The sequence below is a fragment of the Sinorhizobium sp. NFACC03 genome, from assembly GCF_900103435.1.
Classification (GTDB): Bacteria; Pseudomonadota; Alphaproteobacteria; order Rhizobiales; family Rhizobiaceae; genus Ensifer.
This window is the reverse complement of record NZ_FMXF01000010.1, coordinates 164500-184243: the sequence shown is the minus strand read 5'-3', so window position 1 is coordinate 184243 and position 19744 is coordinate 164500. Positions and strand designations below refer to the sequence as shown.

Below are 19744 nucleotides of genomic sequence, written 5' to 3'. Positions count from 1 at the left end.
TCGAAGCGCAACATGTATTCGCGGGCTATGTTAAGGTTGTGTTTTGGCTGAAGCCGGCTCCGAAGCGCGCACTATGCGCTTCCGGATCGAGCGTGGGCCCGGCTAGGATCGGGCGCCGTTTCGCAGCGGCATGCGCGGCTTGTCCGGTGGCGTACGGAAAGTCTCTGCCGGCGCAGGGCGGCCGACGTGGAAGCCCTGGACCTGGTCGATCCGGAAGCGCCGCATCAGCGCCAGTTGCTCGTCGGTCTCTACGCCTTCGATCAGGATCTTGTGGCCGCGGTTTCGCACCAGCCCGATGATGTCCTGCAGCATGGCGCGCCCCTTGGGGGTATTGCAATCGTGCAGGAACGACCGGTCGATCTTTACGGTATCGAATTCGATCAGGCGCAGCCAGGAGAGGCCGGCAAAGCCCGTGCCGAAGTCATCCAGCCATATCCTGATGCCCAGCGTTTCGAGGTCGCTGATGCAGCGCAGGATGCCCGAATGCATCTCCATTTCGAGCCCTTCGGTGATCTCGAAGGCAAGACGGCTGCCGGCCACGCCGGTCTCTCCGAGGATCGCGGCGACCGAGGTTGCAAAGCCCGGAGTCTTCAGCTGGATCGGTGAGACGTTGACGCTGACGAGCGGGATATGGTTGTCGACGAGAAGTTCGCGGCAGACGGTCTTGATCGCCCAGCGACCGAGGTCGAGAATTGCGCCGGTTCGCTCGGCAACCGGAATGAAAAGGCTCGGCGGAACCGACGTGCCGTCCAGCATCGTCAGCCGCATCAGGGCCTCGACGGCCTCGACCTCACCGGTCATCACGTTCCTGATCGGCTGGTAGACGAGCGATACCAGGTTCTGATCGACCGCGATCTTCAGAAGCGCGGCAATGTTCTCGCTTTCGTCGCTGCTTTGCGGGTCGTTCGGGTCGAACAGCTTCGCGCAGTTTCGGCCGCTCGCCTTGGCGGCATAGAGCGCACGGTCGGCCTCGTGGATGATCTTCTCGAGCTTGGCGCCGGTCTGATTGCGCGTGAAGGCGGCACCGACGCTGACGGTGACGATGGAGACGCCGTCGCGGCGCTGCTCATGCACCAGCCGCATGTTCTCGACGGTACGGCAGATCACCTCGGCCAACTCGGCTGCCTGCTCCAGAGTGTCCAGGCGGGCAAGGACGATGAATTCCTCGCCGCCATAGCGGCCGAGCGAGCCGTTATAGTCCTTGATCGCCTCGCCGAGCGCATTGGCCACCAGAACGAGACAGCGATCGCCTTCCTGATGGCCGTAGCAGTCATTGTATTTCTTGAAGAAATCAACGTCGATCAGCATGGCGGCAAAGCTCTTTCCGAGCTTCTGCCAATCGTTCCAATAGTCGCGCAGCTGCTGGTCGATGGCGCGGCGGTTGTCCAGACCGGTCAGGGGATCGGTGTTGGATAGCCGCAGGAGCGCCATGCCTCGTTCCGAGGCCTCGTTCTGCTGGATCTTCGCCTCGAAGGCGTTGAGGAACACCTTGTAGCGCTCGCGGTTGAGCTTCCAGTTTACATAGGAGGTGAAGATGAAGCAGGAGACGTAAAAGGTCCCGAAGGCGATCAGATAGGCAGGATCTTGCTCGGAGAAGAACGAGAGAGCGATGAAGAACGTCGTCAACACGATCCCGGAGGCGACGACCGAGAGGCGGAAGCGGAAACTGAAGAAGAGATTGGCGCCCATCATGAAGATCGCGCCGAAGATCATGTAGTAGGACATGCTGCCGACGTCGGCCGTCATCATCGCAGGCACGAGCCAGCCGATGTAGCCGAAGACCAGTGCAGCGGCGCAGGTGCCGTCGAGCCACTTGGTTCGGGCCTTGATGCGATACAGGATCTCGAAGGTCAAAAGCGCGCCGATGCCGACGACGAGGCGCGCGAGTATCGTATTGAAGGCGACATCAGGGACCAGCAGAATGTCGATCGCGAAAAACGAAAGATAGACGGCAACCGCGACCCAGAGGCCCTGCCTCGTCGCCGCACGCCGGCCAGCCTCGCCCTCCATTCGATAGAGTGTCTGAAGCTCAGCCAAATGCGGCCTGTGCGGCTGCTTATGTAGGTCGATGTCAACTACGTCGGCCAACGTGTGCTTCATGCACTGATCCATCGCGCTGCGTCACGGTCAACGGAAATCTGTCGTCGCTTTTCCATCAATGGACGTTGTTTCGGACACTCCATGCTTGCCCCCCACTTTACGCCTGCAACAGGGACGAGTGGTGCGGGTGGGATGATAGGAGGTGTCCATTAAGTTTTGTTAAATTAAAGGGCCGGAACGCCCTAGGATTAGGCGTAACCCAAAGGGAGGAAGCACGAGAATTTACCTTATTATATACAAAAACTTGCAAACCGAGCCGTAATGCGCGCATCTTCGCGACCATTGTTAACAAAGCATTAACGGATGGTCTCGCGTGCGCCAATTTCAGACGGTTTTCGATGGTCAAAGCCTGATTACTCCCAAGGCGATGGCTGATGAGTTCGTTTCGCCTAGGGGCGAGCGGCACGACGAACAGCTCACGGTCGGCAGGGCCGAGCTCGCAGTGATCCTCAGGATTGCCCAGGAGCAGTTCCTGCAGGGAACGGACCCGGCGAAGATTATCGACCGGCTTGCAGCCGCTCTCCATGAAACCAGGGCCAAGTTCCACCCGAACGTCTGGCAGGAACTGATACCGATCGCCCAGGCACACCCGGTTTCGGAATATTTCCTCCAGGACCCGTTCACCCGATGGTCCTCCGAAAAGCCCAGGGGCTACTCGGGCGACGCGCAGTTGCTTGACTTCATCTATGGTCATGCGAGCGTCGCCAAGGAGATCGAGCGGGCATCGCCCACCGGGCGAGCGCTGTATGACTACACCAAGGACGCGTCCTCCTCGGTTGCGGTGCGCGAGCGTCGCGACCTCCTGACCCGTCACGTCGACGAGATCGCGGCCAGCCGCGGTTCGCGGGCGGAAATTCTGACGATTGCAGCCGGCCACTTGCGCGAGGCCAATCGCTCGGTGGCGCTCGAGGAACGTCGGATCAAGCGGTGGGTGGCGCTCGACCAGGACCCGCTCAGCGTCGGTTCGATCAGCCGCGACTTCGCCGGAACCTGCATCGAAGGCGTTGATGGCTCCGTCCGCAGCCTGCTTGGCCGCGATCAGAAGCTCGGCAAGTTCGACTTCATCTATGCTGCCGGCCTCTATGACTATCTTGCCGACAAGGTGGCCATCAAGCTGACCCACCGCTGCCTGCAGATGCTGAAGCCCAATGGTGTCTTCCTGTTTGCCAACTTCGCCCAGGATATCGGCGTTGACGGTTACATGGAGACCTTCATGAACTGGGCACTGCTGCTGCGTTCGGAGGCGGACATGTGGAACATCATCCACAAGAGCGCGGGCAAAGCTGCCGTCGATGCGCGCGTCCAGTTCGGTGCCAACCGGAACATCGTCTACGGCATCATCCAGAAGCATTCCTGATATTGCTTCCGTCTTGAGGGAACCTCCGGCGAAAGCTGGTGGGCCTGAAATCAACGACCGCGGCGAGAGAATGCTCGCTGCGGTCATTCCGTTCGAAGGCGTCAGCCCTGCGGGCGCAGAAACCGGGTCAGGAGAAGCCGCAGCATCGTGCCTTCGTGCTTCGGCTTGAAGCCGGGGTCGATAGCGACCCGGCTGAAGATGCCGTCGATGATTGCGGCAATCCATCGGGCAGCACCGTCCGCATCCACAGTCCGATCGATCTGATTTAGGCTAGCCGCACCCCGAAGCAGCGCTGCAAGGGCTCCCTGAAGCTCTGCGTCATTGGCGGCGGCGAGCGTACCGATCCGTTCGTCACGCATCGCTTCAGCGGCGATTTCGAGCGCGAGGCTCGAATAGGTCGGGTCGCCCGCAAGCTCGAGAACGGTGTCCATGAAACCGAGCAGAGCAGCAAAGAGGTCTTCGGCTTCACCCAATTTGCGGAAGATCTCCGCCGTTTCTTGACGTTCCTCCTCCACGATCGCCGCGATAATGGTGTGCTTGGTCGGAAAATAATGGAAGAGATTGCCCGGGCTCATGCCTGCCTCGGCACAGATTTCGGCAGTCGACGTGCCGTGGAAGCCCTTGCGCGCAAAACAGGTGATTGCCGCATCGAGGATCAGTCGACGTTTGGCGGCGTGTTTCTCGGGGTCGACCTTGCGCATCGCCAATTCTCCTTGCAGGGCAATCTCATTATTAGAGCGAGCACTCTAATTTCGTGGGGTGGTGCGCCGGTGTCAAGGTCGCCAGCCGACAGGAACTCCGCCATCTTCCCGCAATGATAGTATGTAATCTGCCCTACAATTGTCGCGTTTGATGGATCAAATTATTAGATTGACTAATCTAATAATTATTCGATGCAGATTGCCCGATCTCGAGGCCGGCAGCTTGGAGCGCCCGTGTTTGCGATCCGACTGGCCTCACCAATGGAAAGCCAATGAAATGAGACGTACAGTTGAGTTGAAAGTCATGCTTGCTGCGCTCATTGCGCTCGCCATGACGGGTGGTGTGGCGCACGCCTCCGGGGAGGCGGCGGCGTCCGTTCCTGTCGATAGCGCCGCTATCGGCCGCACGGTGTCGACACTCGTGGCTGACAGCCGCCCGCAGGAGTGGACCCGATCCTTCGCCGGCATCTTCGTCGCTCGCGAGGAGATTGCGGTCGGCACGACCTTGACCGATCAGCGTATCGCCAAAGTCGAAGTCGAGATCGGCGACCGGGTTGCGGCTGGGCAGGTGATTGCCCGGCTCGAGACCGACATGCTGGAAAACCTTCTGCGCGAGGCGGAGGGCCGGGTGGCCCGTGCGGGTGCCACGATGGCGCGGGAGGCGGAAACCGTCACGCAGGAGCAGAGGAAGCTCGCCCGGGCCCGGCAATTGCGCCACCTTCAGGCCGAAACGATTCTCGAGGAACGCGTCTCTGCGCTCGCGATCGCCGAACAGGCGGTGAAGGTCGCACGGGCCGACTATGAACAGGCGGAAGCACTCGAGGCCGAGGCACGCCGTAAACTCGAACGCGCGGTGATCGTGGCTCCCGCCGCAGGTATCGTCTCCGAGCGGCTCGCCCGTGCCGGAGCGCTTGCGGGCTCGGACCCGCTCGTCAAGCTGATCCGCGACGGCGAGATCGAGTTTGCGGCCGAAGTTCCGGAAACGGAACTGCCGCTACTTGCCGTCGGCCAGGTCGTCAAGGTCAAGCTCTCCGGCCGCAGTGACTGGATCGAGGGCAAAGTGCGCGTGATCAATCCGAAGATCGACCGCGAAACCCGGCTCGGAACCGCGCAGGTCACGCTGAATACCAGCAAGCCGCCCTTTGCCGGCACCTTCGGCCGGGCGGAGATCGTGGTGGTCGAACGCAAGGCGATCATGGTCGACGATTCCGCGCTGCTTTACGGGGCTCCCGACGGCACGGTTTCGGTCTTCGTCGTCGATGCGGGCAAAGTGGCGCGCAAGACGGTTCAGCCGGGCATGCGCCAGGGTGGCAAGGTCGAGATCGTCTCCGGGCTTGCAGCCGGTGACCGGATTGTTCTCAAGGCCGGGGTGTCGCTGCGTGAAGGTGAAGCGGTTCTGGCGAGAGATGTCCAGCCGACGCAGACGGGCAAGCCGCAATGACCAGCAACATCTCTGCCTGGGCGATCCGAAAGCCCGTTCCGACGATCGTTCTCTTCGTCGTCCTCACATTGATGGGCATCGCCTCGTTCCTGCGGCTGCCGGTCAACGCCAATCCGAGTGTGTCGTTCCCGGTCGTGACGGTGACGATCACGCAGCCGAGCGCCCAGCCGGCCGAAATGGAAACGCAGGTCACGCGCCGTGTCGAAGGTGTGGCCGCCGGCCTTGTCGGGGTCAGCCATATGCGCTCGACCATCACCAATGGCGTGTCGACGACCACGGTCGAATTCAAGATCGGCACCGATCCCGACCGTGCGGCCAACGACGTGCGCGAGGCCGTGGCGCAGATCCGCTCCGACCTGCCGCAGTCGATCCAGGAACCCATCGTCTCGCGCCTCGATGTGGATGGCAGCGCCATCGTCTATTATGCCGTACGCGCCCCCGACATGTCGCCCGTGGAGCTCTCCTGGTTCGTGGACGATACGATCAACAGCGAACTGCTGACGCTGCCCGGCGTGCAGAAGGTGCAGCGGCTCGGCGGCGTCAATCGCGAGGTCCGGGTATCGCTCGATCCCGAGCGTCTGCTGGCGGTTGGCGTGACGGCCGACCAGGTGAATACGGCGCTGCGCGAGATCAACACCAATATCCCGAGCGGACGCGGGGAGATCGGCGGCCGCGAACAGTCGATCCGCACGGTCGGCAGCGCTGGCTCGGTCGAGGAACTCTCGCGCCTGTCGATCCCGTTGTCAGGTGGCCGCTGGGTGCAGCTCTCCGACATAGCGACGATCGAGGATACGTCTTCCGAACCGCGCAACTTCGCGCGCGTCGACGGCGAGCCGGTCGTCAGCTTCTCGGTTTCGCGCAGCAAGGGATCGAGTGACACCGTCGTTGCCGACGCCGTTGCCGCGCGGTTGAAGGAGATCCGCGCGCGTGTGCCCGGCGTCGAGTTCACGGAGCTGATCTCGCTCGTCGAATACACGCAGGAAAGCTACGACGCGGCCGTCACCGCGCTGATCGAAGGTGCGATCCTGACGGTCGTCGTCGTCTTCGCCTTCCTGCGCAACTGGCGAGCGACGCTGATTTCTGCACTTGCCATGCCGCTCTCCATCCTGCCGACCTTCGCGGTGATGGACCTGCTCGGCTTCACGCTCAACGGCATCAGCCTGCTGGCGCTGACGCTCGTCATCGGCATTCTCGTCGACGACGCGATCGTCGAGATCGAGAACATCGAACGCCACGTCGACATGGGCAAACGCCCGTTCATCGCGGCGATCGACGCGGCCGATGCGATCGGTCTTGCCATCGTCGCCACGACCCTGACGATCGTCGCTGTCTTTGCGCCGGTCAGCTTCATCGGCGGCGCCGTCGGGCAGTACTTCAAGCAGTTCGGCCTGACGGTCGCGATCGCCGTGCTGTTCTCGCTGTTGGTCGCGCGCCTGCTGACGCCGTTGATGGCGGCCTACCTGCTGCGGCCGAGGGGCGGCCATGGCCATGCCGGCAAGCCATCGCGTATCGCCAACGGCTATCGACGCTTGCTCGGTTGGACCCTGGATCATCGCAAGACGGCTTTGTCGCTGGTCGCGCTGATCTTCATCGGCTCGATCGGGCTCTTGACCATGCTGCCGACCGGCTTCCTGCCGACGAGCGACAGCAACGTCTCGCAACTCAAGATCACCTTGCCCCCCGGCACGCGGCTCGAAGAAACCGCCCGCATTTCCGATGATCTGGTCGGCCAGATCAAGGCGCGGCCGGAGGTGGAAAGCGTTCTGGCGACGGCGGAAAACCTCAACGAGGTCTCTCTACGCATCAAGCTTAAGCCACGCAAGGAGCGAGGGCTCGATCGCAAGTCCTTCGAGCTGTCGCTCCGTCCGCTGCTGGCGGCAACGCCCGATATCCAGGCAACGTTCTCGTCCGTCGAGGGAGCCAAGGATCTCTCGATCTATCTGACGAGCGACGACCCGAAAGCGCTGATGGCTTCGGTGCGGCGTCTTGAAAAGGAGATGCGCGCGCTTCCGGGTTTGGTCAACGTCCAGTCCACCGAGCCGCTGCTTTCGCCAGAACTGCTGGTCAAGCCGCGCTTCGACGAGGCGGCAAGGCTCGGTGTCTCGGTGACCTCGATCGGCACCGTCGCCCGCATCGCTACGATGGGTGACAGCGAAAGCAATTCGGCGCGCTTCAATCTCGGCAACCGCCAGGTGCCGATCCGGGTCATGCTCGACCAGGCGGCCAGAGGCGACGTCGACACGCTGCGCAATCTGAGGGTCGGCACCAATGCCGGGACGGTGGTGCCGCTGACCTCGGTCGCCGATATTTCCTTCGGTGCGGAGGAAAGCAGCGTTGAACGTCTCGATCGCAAGCGTCTGATGGCCGTCGAGGCCAACCTCAACGGCATCACGCTCGGGACTGCGTTCGAGGCGATCTCGGCGCTGCCGGCCATGACCGAACTGCCCTTGGGCGTGTCGCAGGCCAACTACGGCGAAGCGAAATATATGTCGGAGATGTTCCGCAACTTCGCGCTTGCACTGCTTGCCGGCATCCTGATGGTCGCGGCGGTTCTGGTGCTGCTCTTCAAGGACTTCCTGCAGCCGGTCACCATCCTGGTGGCCCTGCCTCTGTCGATCGGCGGGGCGGCGCTCGCCTTGCTGCTCTTCGGCGCTTCGCTCGATCTCTCGTCAACGATCGGCATCCTCATGCTGATGGGCATCGTCTGCAAGAACTCTATCCTGCTCGTCGACCATGCGATCGAGTGCCGCAACGAGGGCGCGGATCGGCGGACGGCCCTGCTGGCGGCGGGCGTCACCCGCGCGCGGCCGATCATCATGACGACCATCGCCATGGTGGCTGGCATGGTTCCCGCCGCGATCGGCGTCGGAGCCGATGCCGCCTTCCGGGCACCGATGGCAATCGCGGTGATCGGAGGCCTGATCACCTCGACGATGCTGAGCCTCGTCTTCGTGCCCGTGATGTTCACCGTGATGGACGACATCAACACGAAGCTCGGCCGTCGGCTGAAGCGGCTCTCTTCGGTGACGGACGAGGATCATGCCGCGGATGCTGCGAGGATCGGCAAGGAGGGTGCGCGCGGCGTCGCCGGCTAGCGTAAAACGCGCAAGCGCAGGCTCTATCGATCAAAGCGCGTTGCACGGAATTTTCGTGCAGCGCACTTTTAAGTCCCGGCCTAGTCGAAATAGTTGACCAGCCGCGTTTCGCCGACAGCGTGAACGCGGCAATCGACGTCGAAGATCGCCTGAAGGCGGGACGGCACGATCATGTCTTGCGGCGACCCCTCGAAAGCGAGGCGACCGCCCTGCATCGCGACGATGCGGTCGGAATAGGCGGACGCGAAATTGATGTCGTGCAGAACGACGACCACGGTCTTGTCGAAGTCGTCGGCGAGGCGCCGCAACAGCTTCATCGTCTCGACCGCATGCTTGATGTCGAGATTGTTCAGCGGCTCGTCGAACAGCATGTAGTCGGTGTCCTGGCAGAGCACCATGGCGATGAAGGCGCGCTGGCGCTGGCCGCCGGAGAGTTCGTCGAGAAAGCGGTTCTGATAGGGTTCAAGCCCGAGATAGGCGATCGAGCGCTCGATGTGTTCGGCGTCGGCTGCCGTCAGCCGCCCCTTGGAATAGGGATAACGGCCAAAGGCGACGAGGTCGCGCACGCTGAGGCGGGCTGTGACGTGGTTGTCCTGGCGCATGATCGAGAGCCGCCGGGCAAGCACGTCGCCAGCCGTGCGGCTGACGTCGAGATCGTCGACCAACACCCTGCCCGTATCCATCGGCATCAGCCGGCTGACGATCGACAGCAGCGTCGACTTGCCGGCACCGTTCGGACCGATGATCGAGGTCAGGCCGCCGGCCGGCAGCGTCAGCGACACGCGGTCGATGACCGCATTGCCACCGTAGGATTTCGTCACCTCTTGGATTTCGATCATCGGGCGGAACCTCGGACCAGCAGGAAGATGAAGACAAGGCCACCGAAGAATTCGATGACGATGCTGAGCGCCGTGTTGAAGGAAAACAGCCGCTCGAGGATGACCTGGCCTCCGACGAGCGTGGCGATCGCGATGCAAACGGCGACCGGCAGCACGTAGCGGTGGCTGGCGGTCGGCGTCAGCTGCCAGGCGAGACTTGCGACCAGCAGGCCGAAGAATGTCACCGGCCCGACGAGCGCAGTCGAGACCGATACCAGCACGGCGATCAGTACCAGCAGAAGGGTGACGACGCGCTGATGATCGACGCCGAGGCCGATCGACGCTTCTCGGCCAAGCGAAAGCACGTCGAAGGTCGGCGAAAGCCGCCACAGAACGAAGGTCACGGCCAGGGTAGCGACAGCCGCAATGCCGAGCAGATTGGCATCGATGCTGTTGAAGCTTGCAAACAGCCTGTCCTGCAGCACGACGAACTCATTGGGATCGAGGATGCGCTGCAGGAAAGACGAAAGGCTGCGGAACAGGCCACCGAGGATGACGCCGACCAGCATCAGAAGACGCAGGCTGCGGCTGGCGCCGGAAAAAAGCGCCCGAAACAGCAGAAGCGAAAGGCCGACCATCACCGCCGTTTCGACAAGGAACTGCAGCCGCGGATCGACGCTGCTGGCGCGCGCGGCACCCAGGAAAAACACCATGATCGTCTGAAGCAACGTATACATGGCATCGAAGCCGATGATCGATGGCGTCAGGATGCGGTTACCGGAGATTGTCTGGAACAGGACCGTCGAGACGGCGATCGCATAGGCGACCACCACCATGCCGAGCAGCTTCGTGCCGCGGAAGGAGAGGAGGAAGGACCAGCTCCCCTTGGCACCGATGGTCATGAAAGCGACCATCGACACGAGTGCAAGCACGGCCGAAGCAAGCAGGATGGTGGAGGGAGCGATCCTCTTGGCATCAGCCTGCATGGGAGCGCCTCGAAAGCAGGAGATGGAGGAAGATCAGGCTGCCGATAACGCCCATGACGGTTCCCACGGGGATCTCGTAGGGAGCGATCAGGAGCCGCCCGACGATATCGCAGGCGAGCACCAGGCCGGCGCCGGAGACGGCGACCACGGGCAGCGTGCGCCTGAGATTGTCGCCCATGATCAGGCTGACGATGTTTGGAACCACGAGGCCGAGGAATGGGATCATGCCGACAGTGGCGACGACTGTTGCCGTGACCATGGAGACGATGGCGAGCCCGAGCGCTACGACCCTGTCGTAGTTGAGGCCGACATTGCGTGCAATCGCCTCGCCCATGCCGATGACGGTGAAGCGCGCGGCGGTCGCATAGGCGACGAGGGTGAGCGCGAGACCGATCCACAACAGCTCGTAGCGACCGCGCAGCACCACCGAGAAGTCACCCGACATCCAGGCGCCCATCGACTGCATCAGGTCGTAGCGATAGGCGATGAAGGTGGTGATGGCGTTGACGACGCCGCCGAGCATGAGGCCGATGAGCGGAACCATCAGCGCCGAACGCAAGGGAATGCGCCGCAGGATCTGCAGGAACAGGGCTGTGCCGGCAAGCGCTGTCAGCGCCGCGCAAACCATCTTGCCGACGACCGGCAGGTTGGGAGCGATGAGCATGGCAAGCAGCATTCCGAGCGCGGCGGACTCGGCGGTGCCCGCCGTCGACGGCTCGACGAAACGATTGCGCGCCAGCATCTGCATGATCGTGCCGGAGACCGCGAGGCCGGCGCCTGCGAGCATCAGCGCAAGCGTGCGCGGCAGGCGGCTCTCGACGACCAGGAACCAGCCGCGGCCATCGTCGACTGCGGCAAGGCTTCCGACGCCAGTGAAGACGCTGGCGGCGGCAAGCAGGAGGATGACGGGGATGGGAATCAGGGCCGGCTTCATCATACGGGCCTGCTCTGCCTGTTGTTCGTTTTGACCACCGCCTGCATGTCCCTTGCCCGTTTGCGCTCGACGCCCCTCGTGGAAGGCTCAAGCTTGCCACCGCGCAGTGGCACTCCGCGGACGGTTCGCCTTAGTCTTATATATGATCGGCTTCGTCAAGTTTTCTGCGGCATCTTCGGCAAGCGGAACCGGTGCATTGCCCTCGTCGGAAAATCGCGCTACCACGACCGATAAAAGATGAGGAAAACAGTCATGAATATATTTCCGATTTCTAATGGTCTGCGCCGCCTCGTCATTGCGGCGGCATTCGCAGTCGCCGGCGCGCCGGCCGCCATGGCCGAGACGCTGAAGATCGAACACAGCAGCGGCGTCACCGACGTGGAGAAAAACCCGAAGACGGTGCTGGTTTACGACTTCGGCATGCTGGAGACGCTGGATATGCTCGGCATTCCCGTTGCCGGCGTTCCTGGCGCGGCAATCCCGCCTTCGCTCGAAAAATACAAGGCCGACAGCTATCCGAAGATCGGCACGCTGTTTGAGCCCGACTACGAAGCCATCAATGCCGCAGAGGCGGATCTGGTGATCGTCGGTGGTCGATCGCAGGCGAAATATGCCGATGTCGCCAAGATCGCGCCGACGATCGATCTGACCTCCGACGACAAGGATCTCATCGGCAGCGTCAAGAAGAATGCCGAGATTCTCGGCCAGATCTTCGGCAAGGAAGCGGAAATCAAAGCGAGCGTCGAAAAGCTCGATGCCTCGATCGAAAAGCTTCGCGGCATTGCGGCTGAGAAGGGCACCGGGCTGATCCTGCTCACCACCGGCGGCAAGATCAGCGCCTATGGCAAAGGATCGCGTTTCGGCGTGTTGCACGATGTCTTCGGCATCAAGCCGGCCGATGCGGAACTGCAGGTAGCGACCCACGGTCAGGCGGTTTCCTACGAGTACATTCTCGAGACCAATCCCGATTGGATCTTCGTCGTCGACCGCGATGCGGCAATCGGCCAGCAGGCGCAGCCCGCAGCGGCATTGCTCGACAACGAACTGGTGCGCCAGACGAAGGCCTGGAAGGACGGCCACGTCGTCTACCTCGACTCCGCCAAGCTCTATCTGACGGCCTCCGGCCTGAAGTCGCAGCAGGATATCGTCGACCAGCTCACGCAGGCACTCGAGAAGAAGTAGGGCTCGGGCGGCAGCGCTCGCTGAGTGCGATGTGATCGGACGGCCGCGAACATATCTCTCGCGGCTGTTTCATTGTTCAGGGAGACCCGACAGGAGGAGCAGATCATGCTGAAAGCGTCCAGCGGCATCCTTTCGGGAAGAGCTGAAGGCACTCGACTGGAGTGAGAGCGAAGAAGAGGGCTTGACGGGCGAGGGGCCGTTTCAAGGACGCTGAGACGGCGTTTTTTGGGGTAAAAGTTAAAAGGGGAGCCAACACCAAATACCTTTAGATCTTACGGTATTTTTCTGGGTTGGCTCCGTTTTTGAGGAATAAACAATATTGTAACTTGATTTATATCGCTTTCATTAAAATACATTTCGAATTTTATGCTTTTTTTAAATGACAAAGCGGAACGAAACCCGCAATCGATCAATGTTTTCTTTACGTTTACTCTGGTTTACGCTTACGCCACGCGCTGGGTTGAAGGGCATTAGCGGATTAAGATCCTCCGAAACCCAAGCTGTTTTCGTTCATACTCAGGAACGAAACGCCAATGTGACTCTAAACGCGGGCGCGCGGAAGCTACCAATTCTGGTTAGTGGTTTGTAATTATTGGCTGTTTGTGGCGTAATCCGCAGTCCCAAGCCGTTGTTATGGCGTTAAGAATCGCGCCTGCCAGCGCGACTGTGGGCACCAAACATGCGGTTGTGTGCCCCGCTTCCTCGCGCGAACGGTTGACCCGCTTCGCCCGAAGCGCAAGTTTACTAGCTCTAACGAAGTATTATTAGGTATATCGACCTCGCGAAATGAGTAGGCGGTACCGGGAATACCTCGGCAGCTAATCCGTTTTCTCGTCTCGGAAGGGCTGCGCCTCGCGGAAATGGATGGCCCGTCGTGTGCGGCGGAACGGCGATCGCTGCCATCTTGATGACGTTTTTCACGCCCCCAATAAGGGGGTCGATCGCAGTGTAACCCAAAGATGGTTCGATTTATAACGATTTAAGAACGCTTATGAAGCGCCTCTAATCCTTTTGGGTTGTTTCGTAATGAAGATCTTTACGTTACATTAGCTATCGCGAATTTTCCCGGGGCGGGAAGATATCGTGATGCATAGTGGTTCCGAATAAATTTTCTGAAAGTGTGGTGCACAGCGGGAAAAACGCAGCACCCATAAAAACAAATGGAAAAATCCTAGGAGGGCGTAATGTATCCGGGAAGCTCCAGCGTTGGTGATTTTGAAGAAAACAACAAGGCTTTATCGCAGAAAAAAAAGATTGTCATGCTTGCCAAGATCGATCTGTTTGCCGAGTGCCTGATGCAGGCGGTCGGCTCGCGGTTTCAGGGGCACGACATCGTCTGCTTTTCCGATGCGGACAATCTGTTGGACGGCAGTCTCGTCGACGTGACGTTGATCATGCTCTACCGGATGCCGGCTAAGTCCTTTCCAGCAATCTTGCGGACGATCCACGAGTTCCACCCCAAGACCTCGATCGGTCTGGTGGTGGAGAATGCCGACGAGCTCGATCCGTCGATTGCCGGCTTCGTTGAAGAGCGGTTGATCCATGGCGTTCTGCCGTTGAACCTCAACCTGGACGTCTGCCTTGCGGCCATCGATCTACTGATGAAGGGAGGCGAGCACTTCCCAGCCGCCTTACTGCGACGGCTTTCGCCCGAGCCCTTCGCTGCGAGCAGTCTCTATGGCCGGCGGGCAGAGCTGTCCGGACCCGGTACGGCCGCAGGCGCGGGCCGGCGCAAGCGCGATGCCGGGCCTGACGGATTGACGACCCGTGAAGTTCAGATCCTCGATCTGATCTGCAAGGGAACGCAAAACAAGATCATCGCGGATCGTCTTGGATTGTCGGAAAATACCGTCAAGGTTCATGTCCGCAACATCTACAAGAAGATGAACGTCCGCAACCGCACGGAGGCGGCGTCGCGTTACTTCACCAACGATGCGGCGGCCGAACGGGGTGGCGACACGCTTTCGTCGCGCTGGAAGAACTAGGCTCGAAGAACTAGGCTCGGCAGCGTCGGCCAAACACTTCATTTCTGTGCCTCGACGTGGTCGAGAGCGCAGATGTTGGTGTTTGGATATCGTCTGTGAGGCCCCGTTTGCCGGGTTCCCGTGATCTGGTCTGTGGCGAAGCGTGGTCGCCACGGCGGAACACGCGACCGGCATCCGCATGACGGTCTACTCCCCTGAGAATGGCAATGTTTCTTGAGCGATCCGATAGCCCGCTGTGACTTCAAGATGGTTAACAAGGTATTAGATAATTATGTTGATTGGATTATAATGTAACTATTCGTGATTATGTTTCCAATTATCTCATTCCAATTTCAGATTACATTATATCAATCCTTATTGTTTTAGTTGACGCGCCAATGGTTATTTGATAATTAACTAATATTGAAATTGAAGATAAGTAGATTTTGGGATGAATTGTAGAATTCTATTTCTGTCGGGTTGTGAGTGAATTTGTAATAAAGAACAAACTCCTTATTATATTTACATTGGCAGCCCGTCTCCAATCACCATGAGAAATGGTGTGTACAATAATTGGAGGTGCGTATGCGAAAGGTCGTTCCGGGGCCGTTGTCTGTCGTCGGGCAACGGGAATTTCTAAAGAAGATTTCAGGAATACCAAGGAGAATTCTAGTAACAGGTGGAGGCGGGTTTCTTGGTTCTCACATTTGCGAAAGACTTCTTTCTCTAGGTCATACGGTTATTTGTCTCGACAATTTTTCAACCGGACGGCGTGAAAATCTCTCTCATTTGGTGCAGAACCCGCATTTCCACATCATCGATCATGACGTTCGCAAACCCTATCTGATCGACGCCGACGTCATCTTCAACTTTGCCTCTCCCGCATCGCCGCCCGACTATCAGGCCGATCCGGTCGGCACTCTCATGACGAACGTCCTTGGCGCGCTGCATGCACTCGAAAATGCGCGCGCCACCGGCGCCACGGTCATCCAGTCCTCGACCTCGGAAGTCTACGGCGATCCGCTCCTCAGCCCGCAACGCGAGGTCTATTTCGGCAATGTCAATCCGATCGGCCCGCGTGCCTGCTACGATGAAGGAAAACGGTCGGCCGAAACCCTGTTCTTCGACTACCACCGATCCCATCGGGTCAAGATCAAGGTCGCGCGCATCTTCAATACCTACGGTCCGCGCATGCGTCCGGACGATGGCCGGGTGATCTCCAATTTCGTCGTTCAGGCCCTGCTCGGCAAGGACCTGACCATCTATGGCGACGGGCAGCAGACCCGGTCCTTCTGCTATGTCAACGACCTGATCGACGGCTTTCTCCGGCTTTCGGTCTCGGCGGATGACTGCATCGGCCCGATCAACCTTGGCAATCCCGGGGAGTTCACCGTTCTCGAACTTGCGCAGATGGTGCGGTCTCTGACCGGGTCGCGCTCGCGCATCGTTCACCAAGCGGCGGCCGTCGACGATCCTCGCCAGCGCCGTCCCGATATCTCGCAGGCGCTGACCGAACTCGCCTGGGAGCCGAAGGTCATCCTGCGCGACGGGCTTGAGCGCACTATCGCCTACTTCGAGGAGCGCCTCAGCGCGGCCGATCGCGCAACGGCGGGACAGGCGGTATGAGATGTCCCGCGTCGTACTCGTCACCGGCGGTGCCGGCTTCATAGGAAGCCACACCTGCAAACGCCTTGCCCAGCAGGGTTTCGTCCCCGTCGTCTATGACAACCTGTCGACGGGACATAGGGCCAACGTACAATCGGGTCCCCTCGTTGAAGGCGATCTCGAGGATACGGAACGGCTGGCAACGGCCGTCCGGACGTTCCTGCCTGAATGCGTGATCCACTTTGCGGCTTCCGCCTATGTCGGGGAATCCGTCGAAGACCCGGGAAAATACTACCGCAACAACGTCGCAGGCAGCATCGCGCTGCTCGAAGCCTGCCGCGCGACCGGGCTGGCACGCATCGTGTTTTCCAGTTCCTGCGCCACCTATGGCGTGCCGCAGCGGCTTCCGATCACCGAGGATACGGAACAGTTTCCGATCAACCCCTATGGGCGCACGAAGCTGATGATCGAGCTGATGCTTGGCGACTATGCGCGCGCCTATGATTTCCGCTCCGTCGCGTTGCGCTACTTCAACGCCGCAGGCGCCGATCCGGAAGGACAGCTCACGGAACGGCACGATCCCGAGACGCATCTCATACCGCGTGCCCTAATGGCGGCGGCCGGCGGGATCGAACGGCTCGACATCTTCGGCGACGACTATGCGACGCCGGATGGAACCTGCATTCGCGACTACATTCACGTGACCGACCTTGCCGACGCCCATGTCGCGGCCGTCAACTATCTGAATGACGGCGGCGAGGTACTGCGCGCCAATCTCGGCTCCGGACATGGAACCTCGATCCGGGAGGTTCTCGAAGCGATCGATCGCGTTACCGGGCGGCAGGTTCCCGTGCAGATGTTGCCGCGTCGCCCGGGCGATCCGCCCGTGCTCTATGCCGACACCAGCCGGGCGCGGCAGCAACTGGGCTTCCGGCCGGCCTTCTCGGATATCGAAACCATCATCCGCACGGCGGCGCCGGGTTTCGGGCTGGAGGTGCAGCGATGAGCTGGGCAGCCACAGTCGATGGATTTCGGCGCTATGCCGATCTCGCGCGTGCGGGGCCTGTCAGGCCGCGTCTGACGACGCTGTTTTCCGGGCGCTTGCAGATACTGAACATGTTGGGGGTTACCGCGTGGTTCGCGGCCTTCACGTATTTCTGGTGGTGGTGGCTCGATCCGGCCCATGTTCTGGACTGGCCGTCCTACGTCCTTATCACCGTCGTCGTCGGGTGGATCACCCTGCTGCCGGTCTACTTCATCACGATCTTTTCCGGCGCGAAGGTGGCCACGGTGAGCACGGGGCCGGTGCCCCAGGGGCGGATCGCGATGGTCGTCACCAAGGCGCCGTCCGAGCCGTTTGCCGTTGTACGCAAGACGTTGCAGGCGATGCTGGACCAGACCGGCTGCGACTTCGATGTGTGGCTGGCAGACGAAGACCCGTCGCCGGAAACGGTTTCCTGGTGTGCGGCCCACGGGGTTTTCATCTCCACGCGAAAGGGTTTCGCCGAATATCATCGCGCCGCCTGGCCGCGCCGCACGCGCTGCAAGGAAGGAAACCTTGCCTATTTCTACGATCATCACGGCTATGACCGCTACGATTTCGTGGCGCAGTTCGACGCCGATCACGTGCCCGAAGCCACCTATCTCGTGGAGGTGCTGCATCCCTTCAACGACCCGTCGGTCGGCTATGTCTCGGCGCCGAGCATATGCGACGCGAATGCCGCGGCAAGCTGGTCGGCGCGCGGGCGGCTTTACGCGGAGGCGAGCCTGCATGGCTCCCTTCAGGTCGGCTACAACAACGGCTGGGCGCCCCTATGCATCGGTTCCCACTACGCCGTGCGGACTAAGGCCCTGAAGCAGATCGGCGGATTGGGGCCCGAACTCGCCGAAGATCATTCGACCACGCTGATGATGAATGCCCATGGCTGGCGCGGCGTGCATGCCCTCAACGCCATAGCCCATGGCGACGGGCCGGCGAACTTTGCCGATCTCGTGGTTCAGGAGTTCCAGTGGTCTCGCAGCCTCGTCGCGATCTTGCTGAAATATTCGCCTTTGTATGTGCCGAAGCTGCGGCCGCGGCTGCAGTTCCAGTTCCTGTTTTCGCAACTCTGGTACCCGCTGTTTTCGTGCTTCATGGCGCTGATGTTCCTGATGCCGATCGTGGCGCTGTTGATGGGGCGGGCCTTCGTTGACGTCGACTATCCCGATTTTCTGCTGCATTTCGTGCCTTTGTCGCTGGTTCTGGTCGTGCTCGCCTATTTCTGGCGTTCGACCGGTACGTTCCGGCCGCGCGACGCGCGGGTGCTGAGTTGGGAGACGGTCCTGTTCCTGTTCGCGCGGTGGCCCTGGTCGCTGCTCGGCTGTCTGGCGGCGGTGCGCGATCATCTGACCGGCTCGTTCGTCGATTTTCGCATCACGCCGAAAGGCGGCGGTGCCGCGGCTCCCCTGCTGCTTCGGATATTGATGCCCTATCTCGTGCTTTCCCTGATGTCGGCGCTCGCCGTCTGGCTGATTTCCGATGCCGGAACGGCACGCGGCTTCTACGTCTTCGCCGAGATCAACGCCCTCGTCTATGCCGGGCTCGTGGTGGTGATCCACGTTCGACACGCCCGCGAGAACGGGCTGCCGCTTATGCCGCGTTCGACGATGACCGCAATGACGGCCGGCTCTCTGGTGCTGGTTTCGGTGCTGTCGGCCCAATCGGCGGTGCGTCACGGCGCCGAGGCAACGGAGGCCCTGTCGCATGGCTTGGGTTTCGTGACCTTCACCGAGGCGAAATACACGGTCGCCGGCGCCGGACACGGTACGAAACTCAGGATCGTTCGCTTCCATTTGCAATGGAAAGGCTTTTCTCAGCCGCCCGAGAGCGGGGCGCGGATCGAACCTGCCGTATCACGGGCCACCTCTAACAATGCCGGAAGAAGGAGTGTCAGTGAAACGAAGTACCGGGAAACCAGGACGACAAAGAAGGTCGGCCGATACTACGTGCCGTCATGACGGCGGCGAACAGTCGAGTGTGTAATCTCCAATGTGAGGAGAAAGTGGATGAAAGGGTCGATAAAAGTCATGGTTCTGCCGCTGTTGCTGCCGGTTGCAGCCGCTGCGGTCTACTTGGGCGCCCAGCCGGTCAAGGCGAAGATGGAAGTCAAGCCGACGCCGCTCAGCGCTTACGAAGTCTATTCCCTCTACCGCAACAAGACCTGGCAATGGTCCACCGGCGGTGCACGCTTCACCGCGCATGACCGCAAACTCGTGGCCTTTGTCGACAAGGGCAACGGCAACCGATCCTTTGCCGAAGGCAATTGGTACGTCAGCGATCTCGGCATGATGTGCATGCAGGCCATCTGGACGACCGCGGCCGAGGCCGGCGATGCGCGGACCTGCTTCGGCCATGCCAAGATCGGCGACACGATCTATCAGCGGAAGGTGCCAAACGGCGAATGGTATGTCTTCAAGCATGCAAAACCCAAGCCCAATGACGCCTACTACAGCCTCGTCGCCCAGGACGACATCACAGCAAAGGCGTTGCGTCTCAAGGAACAGTTCCTGGCCAAAAAATAG

Annotated in this window: 14 protein-coding genes; 9 read left to right on the top strand and 5 right to left on the bottom strand. The window is 60.7% G+C overall.

Translation table 11 applies throughout. The features are described from left to right. Positions 1-102: 102 nt before the first annotated feature. The gene (locus BLU35_RS15360; RefSeq protein ID WP_176907263.1) at positions 103-2100 is read right to left on the bottom strand and encodes a putative bifunctional diguanylate cyclase/phosphodiesterase; all 1998 of its coding nucleotides are present in this window, start codon (positions 2098-2100) and stop codon (positions 103-105) included. Between the two features lie 313 nt (positions 2101-2413). Here BLU35_RS15360 and BLU35_RS15355 point away from each other — a divergent pair, with 313 nt between their 5' ends. Then, positions 2414-3457: a class I SAM-dependent methyltransferase gene (locus BLU35_RS15355; RefSeq protein ID WP_093233603.1), complete on the top strand. Its 1044-nt coding sequence runs from the start codon at positions 2414-2416 to the stop codon at positions 3455-3457. A gap of 101 nt (positions 3458-3558) precedes the next feature. On the opposite strand, the gene BLU35_RS15350 is transcribed toward BLU35_RS15355, so the two are convergent. Beyond that, positions 3559-4158, bottom strand: a complete 600-nt coding sequence (locus BLU35_RS15350) for a TetR/AcrR family transcriptional regulator (protein ID WP_057254495.1) — start codon at positions 4156-4158, stop codon at positions 3559-3561. 277 nt (positions 4159-4435) lie between these two features. On the opposite strand from BLU35_RS15350, the gene BLU35_RS15345 reads away from it, so the two are divergent. Both BLU35_RS15345 and BLU35_RS15340 read left to right on the top strand, forming a co-directional pair. Next, complete coding sequence (locus tag BLU35_RS15345; RefSeq protein ID WP_176907261.1) at positions 4436-5599, top strand: efflux RND transporter periplasmic adaptor subunit; 1164 nt, start codon at positions 4436-4438, stop codon at positions 5597-5599. Next, positions 5596-8694, top strand: coding sequence for an efflux RND transporter permease subunit (locus BLU35_RS15340; RefSeq protein WP_093233601.1), 3099 nt, complete (start codon positions 5596-5598; stop codon positions 8692-8694). Before BLU35_RS15345 ends, BLU35_RS15340 begins: the two co-directional genes overlap by 4 nt. An 80-nt stretch (positions 8695-8774) precedes the next feature. On the opposite strand, the gene BLU35_RS15335 is transcribed toward BLU35_RS15340, so the two are convergent. Genes BLU35_RS15335 through BLU35_RS15325 form a run of 3 tightly spaced genes read right to left on the bottom strand, consistent with a single transcriptional unit; the run spans position 8775 to position 11432 of the window. Next, entirely contained in the window at positions 8775-9533 is a 759-nt protein-coding gene (locus tag BLU35_RS15335) for an iron ABC transporter ATP-binding protein (protein WP_093233600.1), read from the bottom strand. Further along, the gene (locus tag BLU35_RS15330; protein WP_093233599.1) at positions 9530-10498 is read right to left on the bottom strand and encodes an iron chelate uptake ABC transporter family permease subunit; all 969 of its coding nucleotides are present in this window, start codon (positions 10496-10498) and stop codon (positions 9530-9532) included. The genes BLU35_RS15335 and BLU35_RS15330 overlap by 4 nt, the downstream gene beginning before the upstream one ends. Next, positions 10488-11432 (bottom strand): ABC transporter permease, encoded by a 945-nt coding sequence (locus BLU35_RS15325; RefSeq protein WP_093233615.1) that lies wholly within the window; start codon positions 11430-11432, stop codon positions 10488-10490. The genes BLU35_RS15330 and BLU35_RS15325 overlap by 11 nt, the downstream gene beginning before the upstream one ends. A gap of 252 nt (positions 11433-11684) precedes the next feature. On the opposite strand from BLU35_RS15325, the gene BLU35_RS15320 reads away from it, so the two are divergent. The 6 genes from BLU35_RS15320 (at position 11685) to BLU35_RS15295 (ending at position 19744) form a co-directional block, all read left to right on the top strand. Then, the gene (locus tag BLU35_RS15320; protein WP_176907259.1) at positions 11685-12614 is read left to right on the top strand and encodes a siderophore ABC transporter substrate-binding protein; all 930 of its coding nucleotides are present in this window, start codon (positions 11685-11687) and stop codon (positions 12612-12614) included. 1184 nt (positions 12615-13798) lie between these two features. Next, the gene (locus BLU35_RS15315; RefSeq protein ID WP_093233597.1) at positions 13799-14599 is read left to right on the top strand and encodes a helix-turn-helix transcriptional regulator; all 801 of its coding nucleotides are present in this window, start codon (positions 13799-13801) and stop codon (positions 14597-14599) included. 564 nt (positions 14600-15163) lie between these two features. Then, positions 15164-16204, top strand: coding sequence for a UDP-glucuronic acid decarboxylase family protein (locus BLU35_RS15310; RefSeq protein WP_082641249.1), 1041 nt, complete (start codon positions 15164-15166; stop codon positions 16202-16204). Between the two features lies 1 nt (position 16205). Further along, entirely contained in the window at positions 16206-17189 is a 984-nt protein-coding gene (galE, locus tag BLU35_RS15305) for a UDP-glucose 4-epimerase GalE (protein WP_093233596.1), read from the top strand. Next, complete coding sequence (locus BLU35_RS15300; RefSeq protein WP_093233595.1) at positions 17186-19180, top strand: glycosyltransferase; 1995 nt, start codon at positions 17186-17188, stop codon at positions 19178-19180. The genes galE and BLU35_RS15300 overlap by 4 nt, the downstream gene beginning before the upstream one ends. A 48-nt stretch (positions 19181-19228) precedes the next feature. After that, positions 19229-19744: a DUF995 domain-containing protein gene (locus BLU35_RS15295; protein ID WP_057254503.1), complete on the top strand. Its 516-nt coding sequence runs from the start codon at positions 19229-19231 to the stop codon at positions 19742-19744.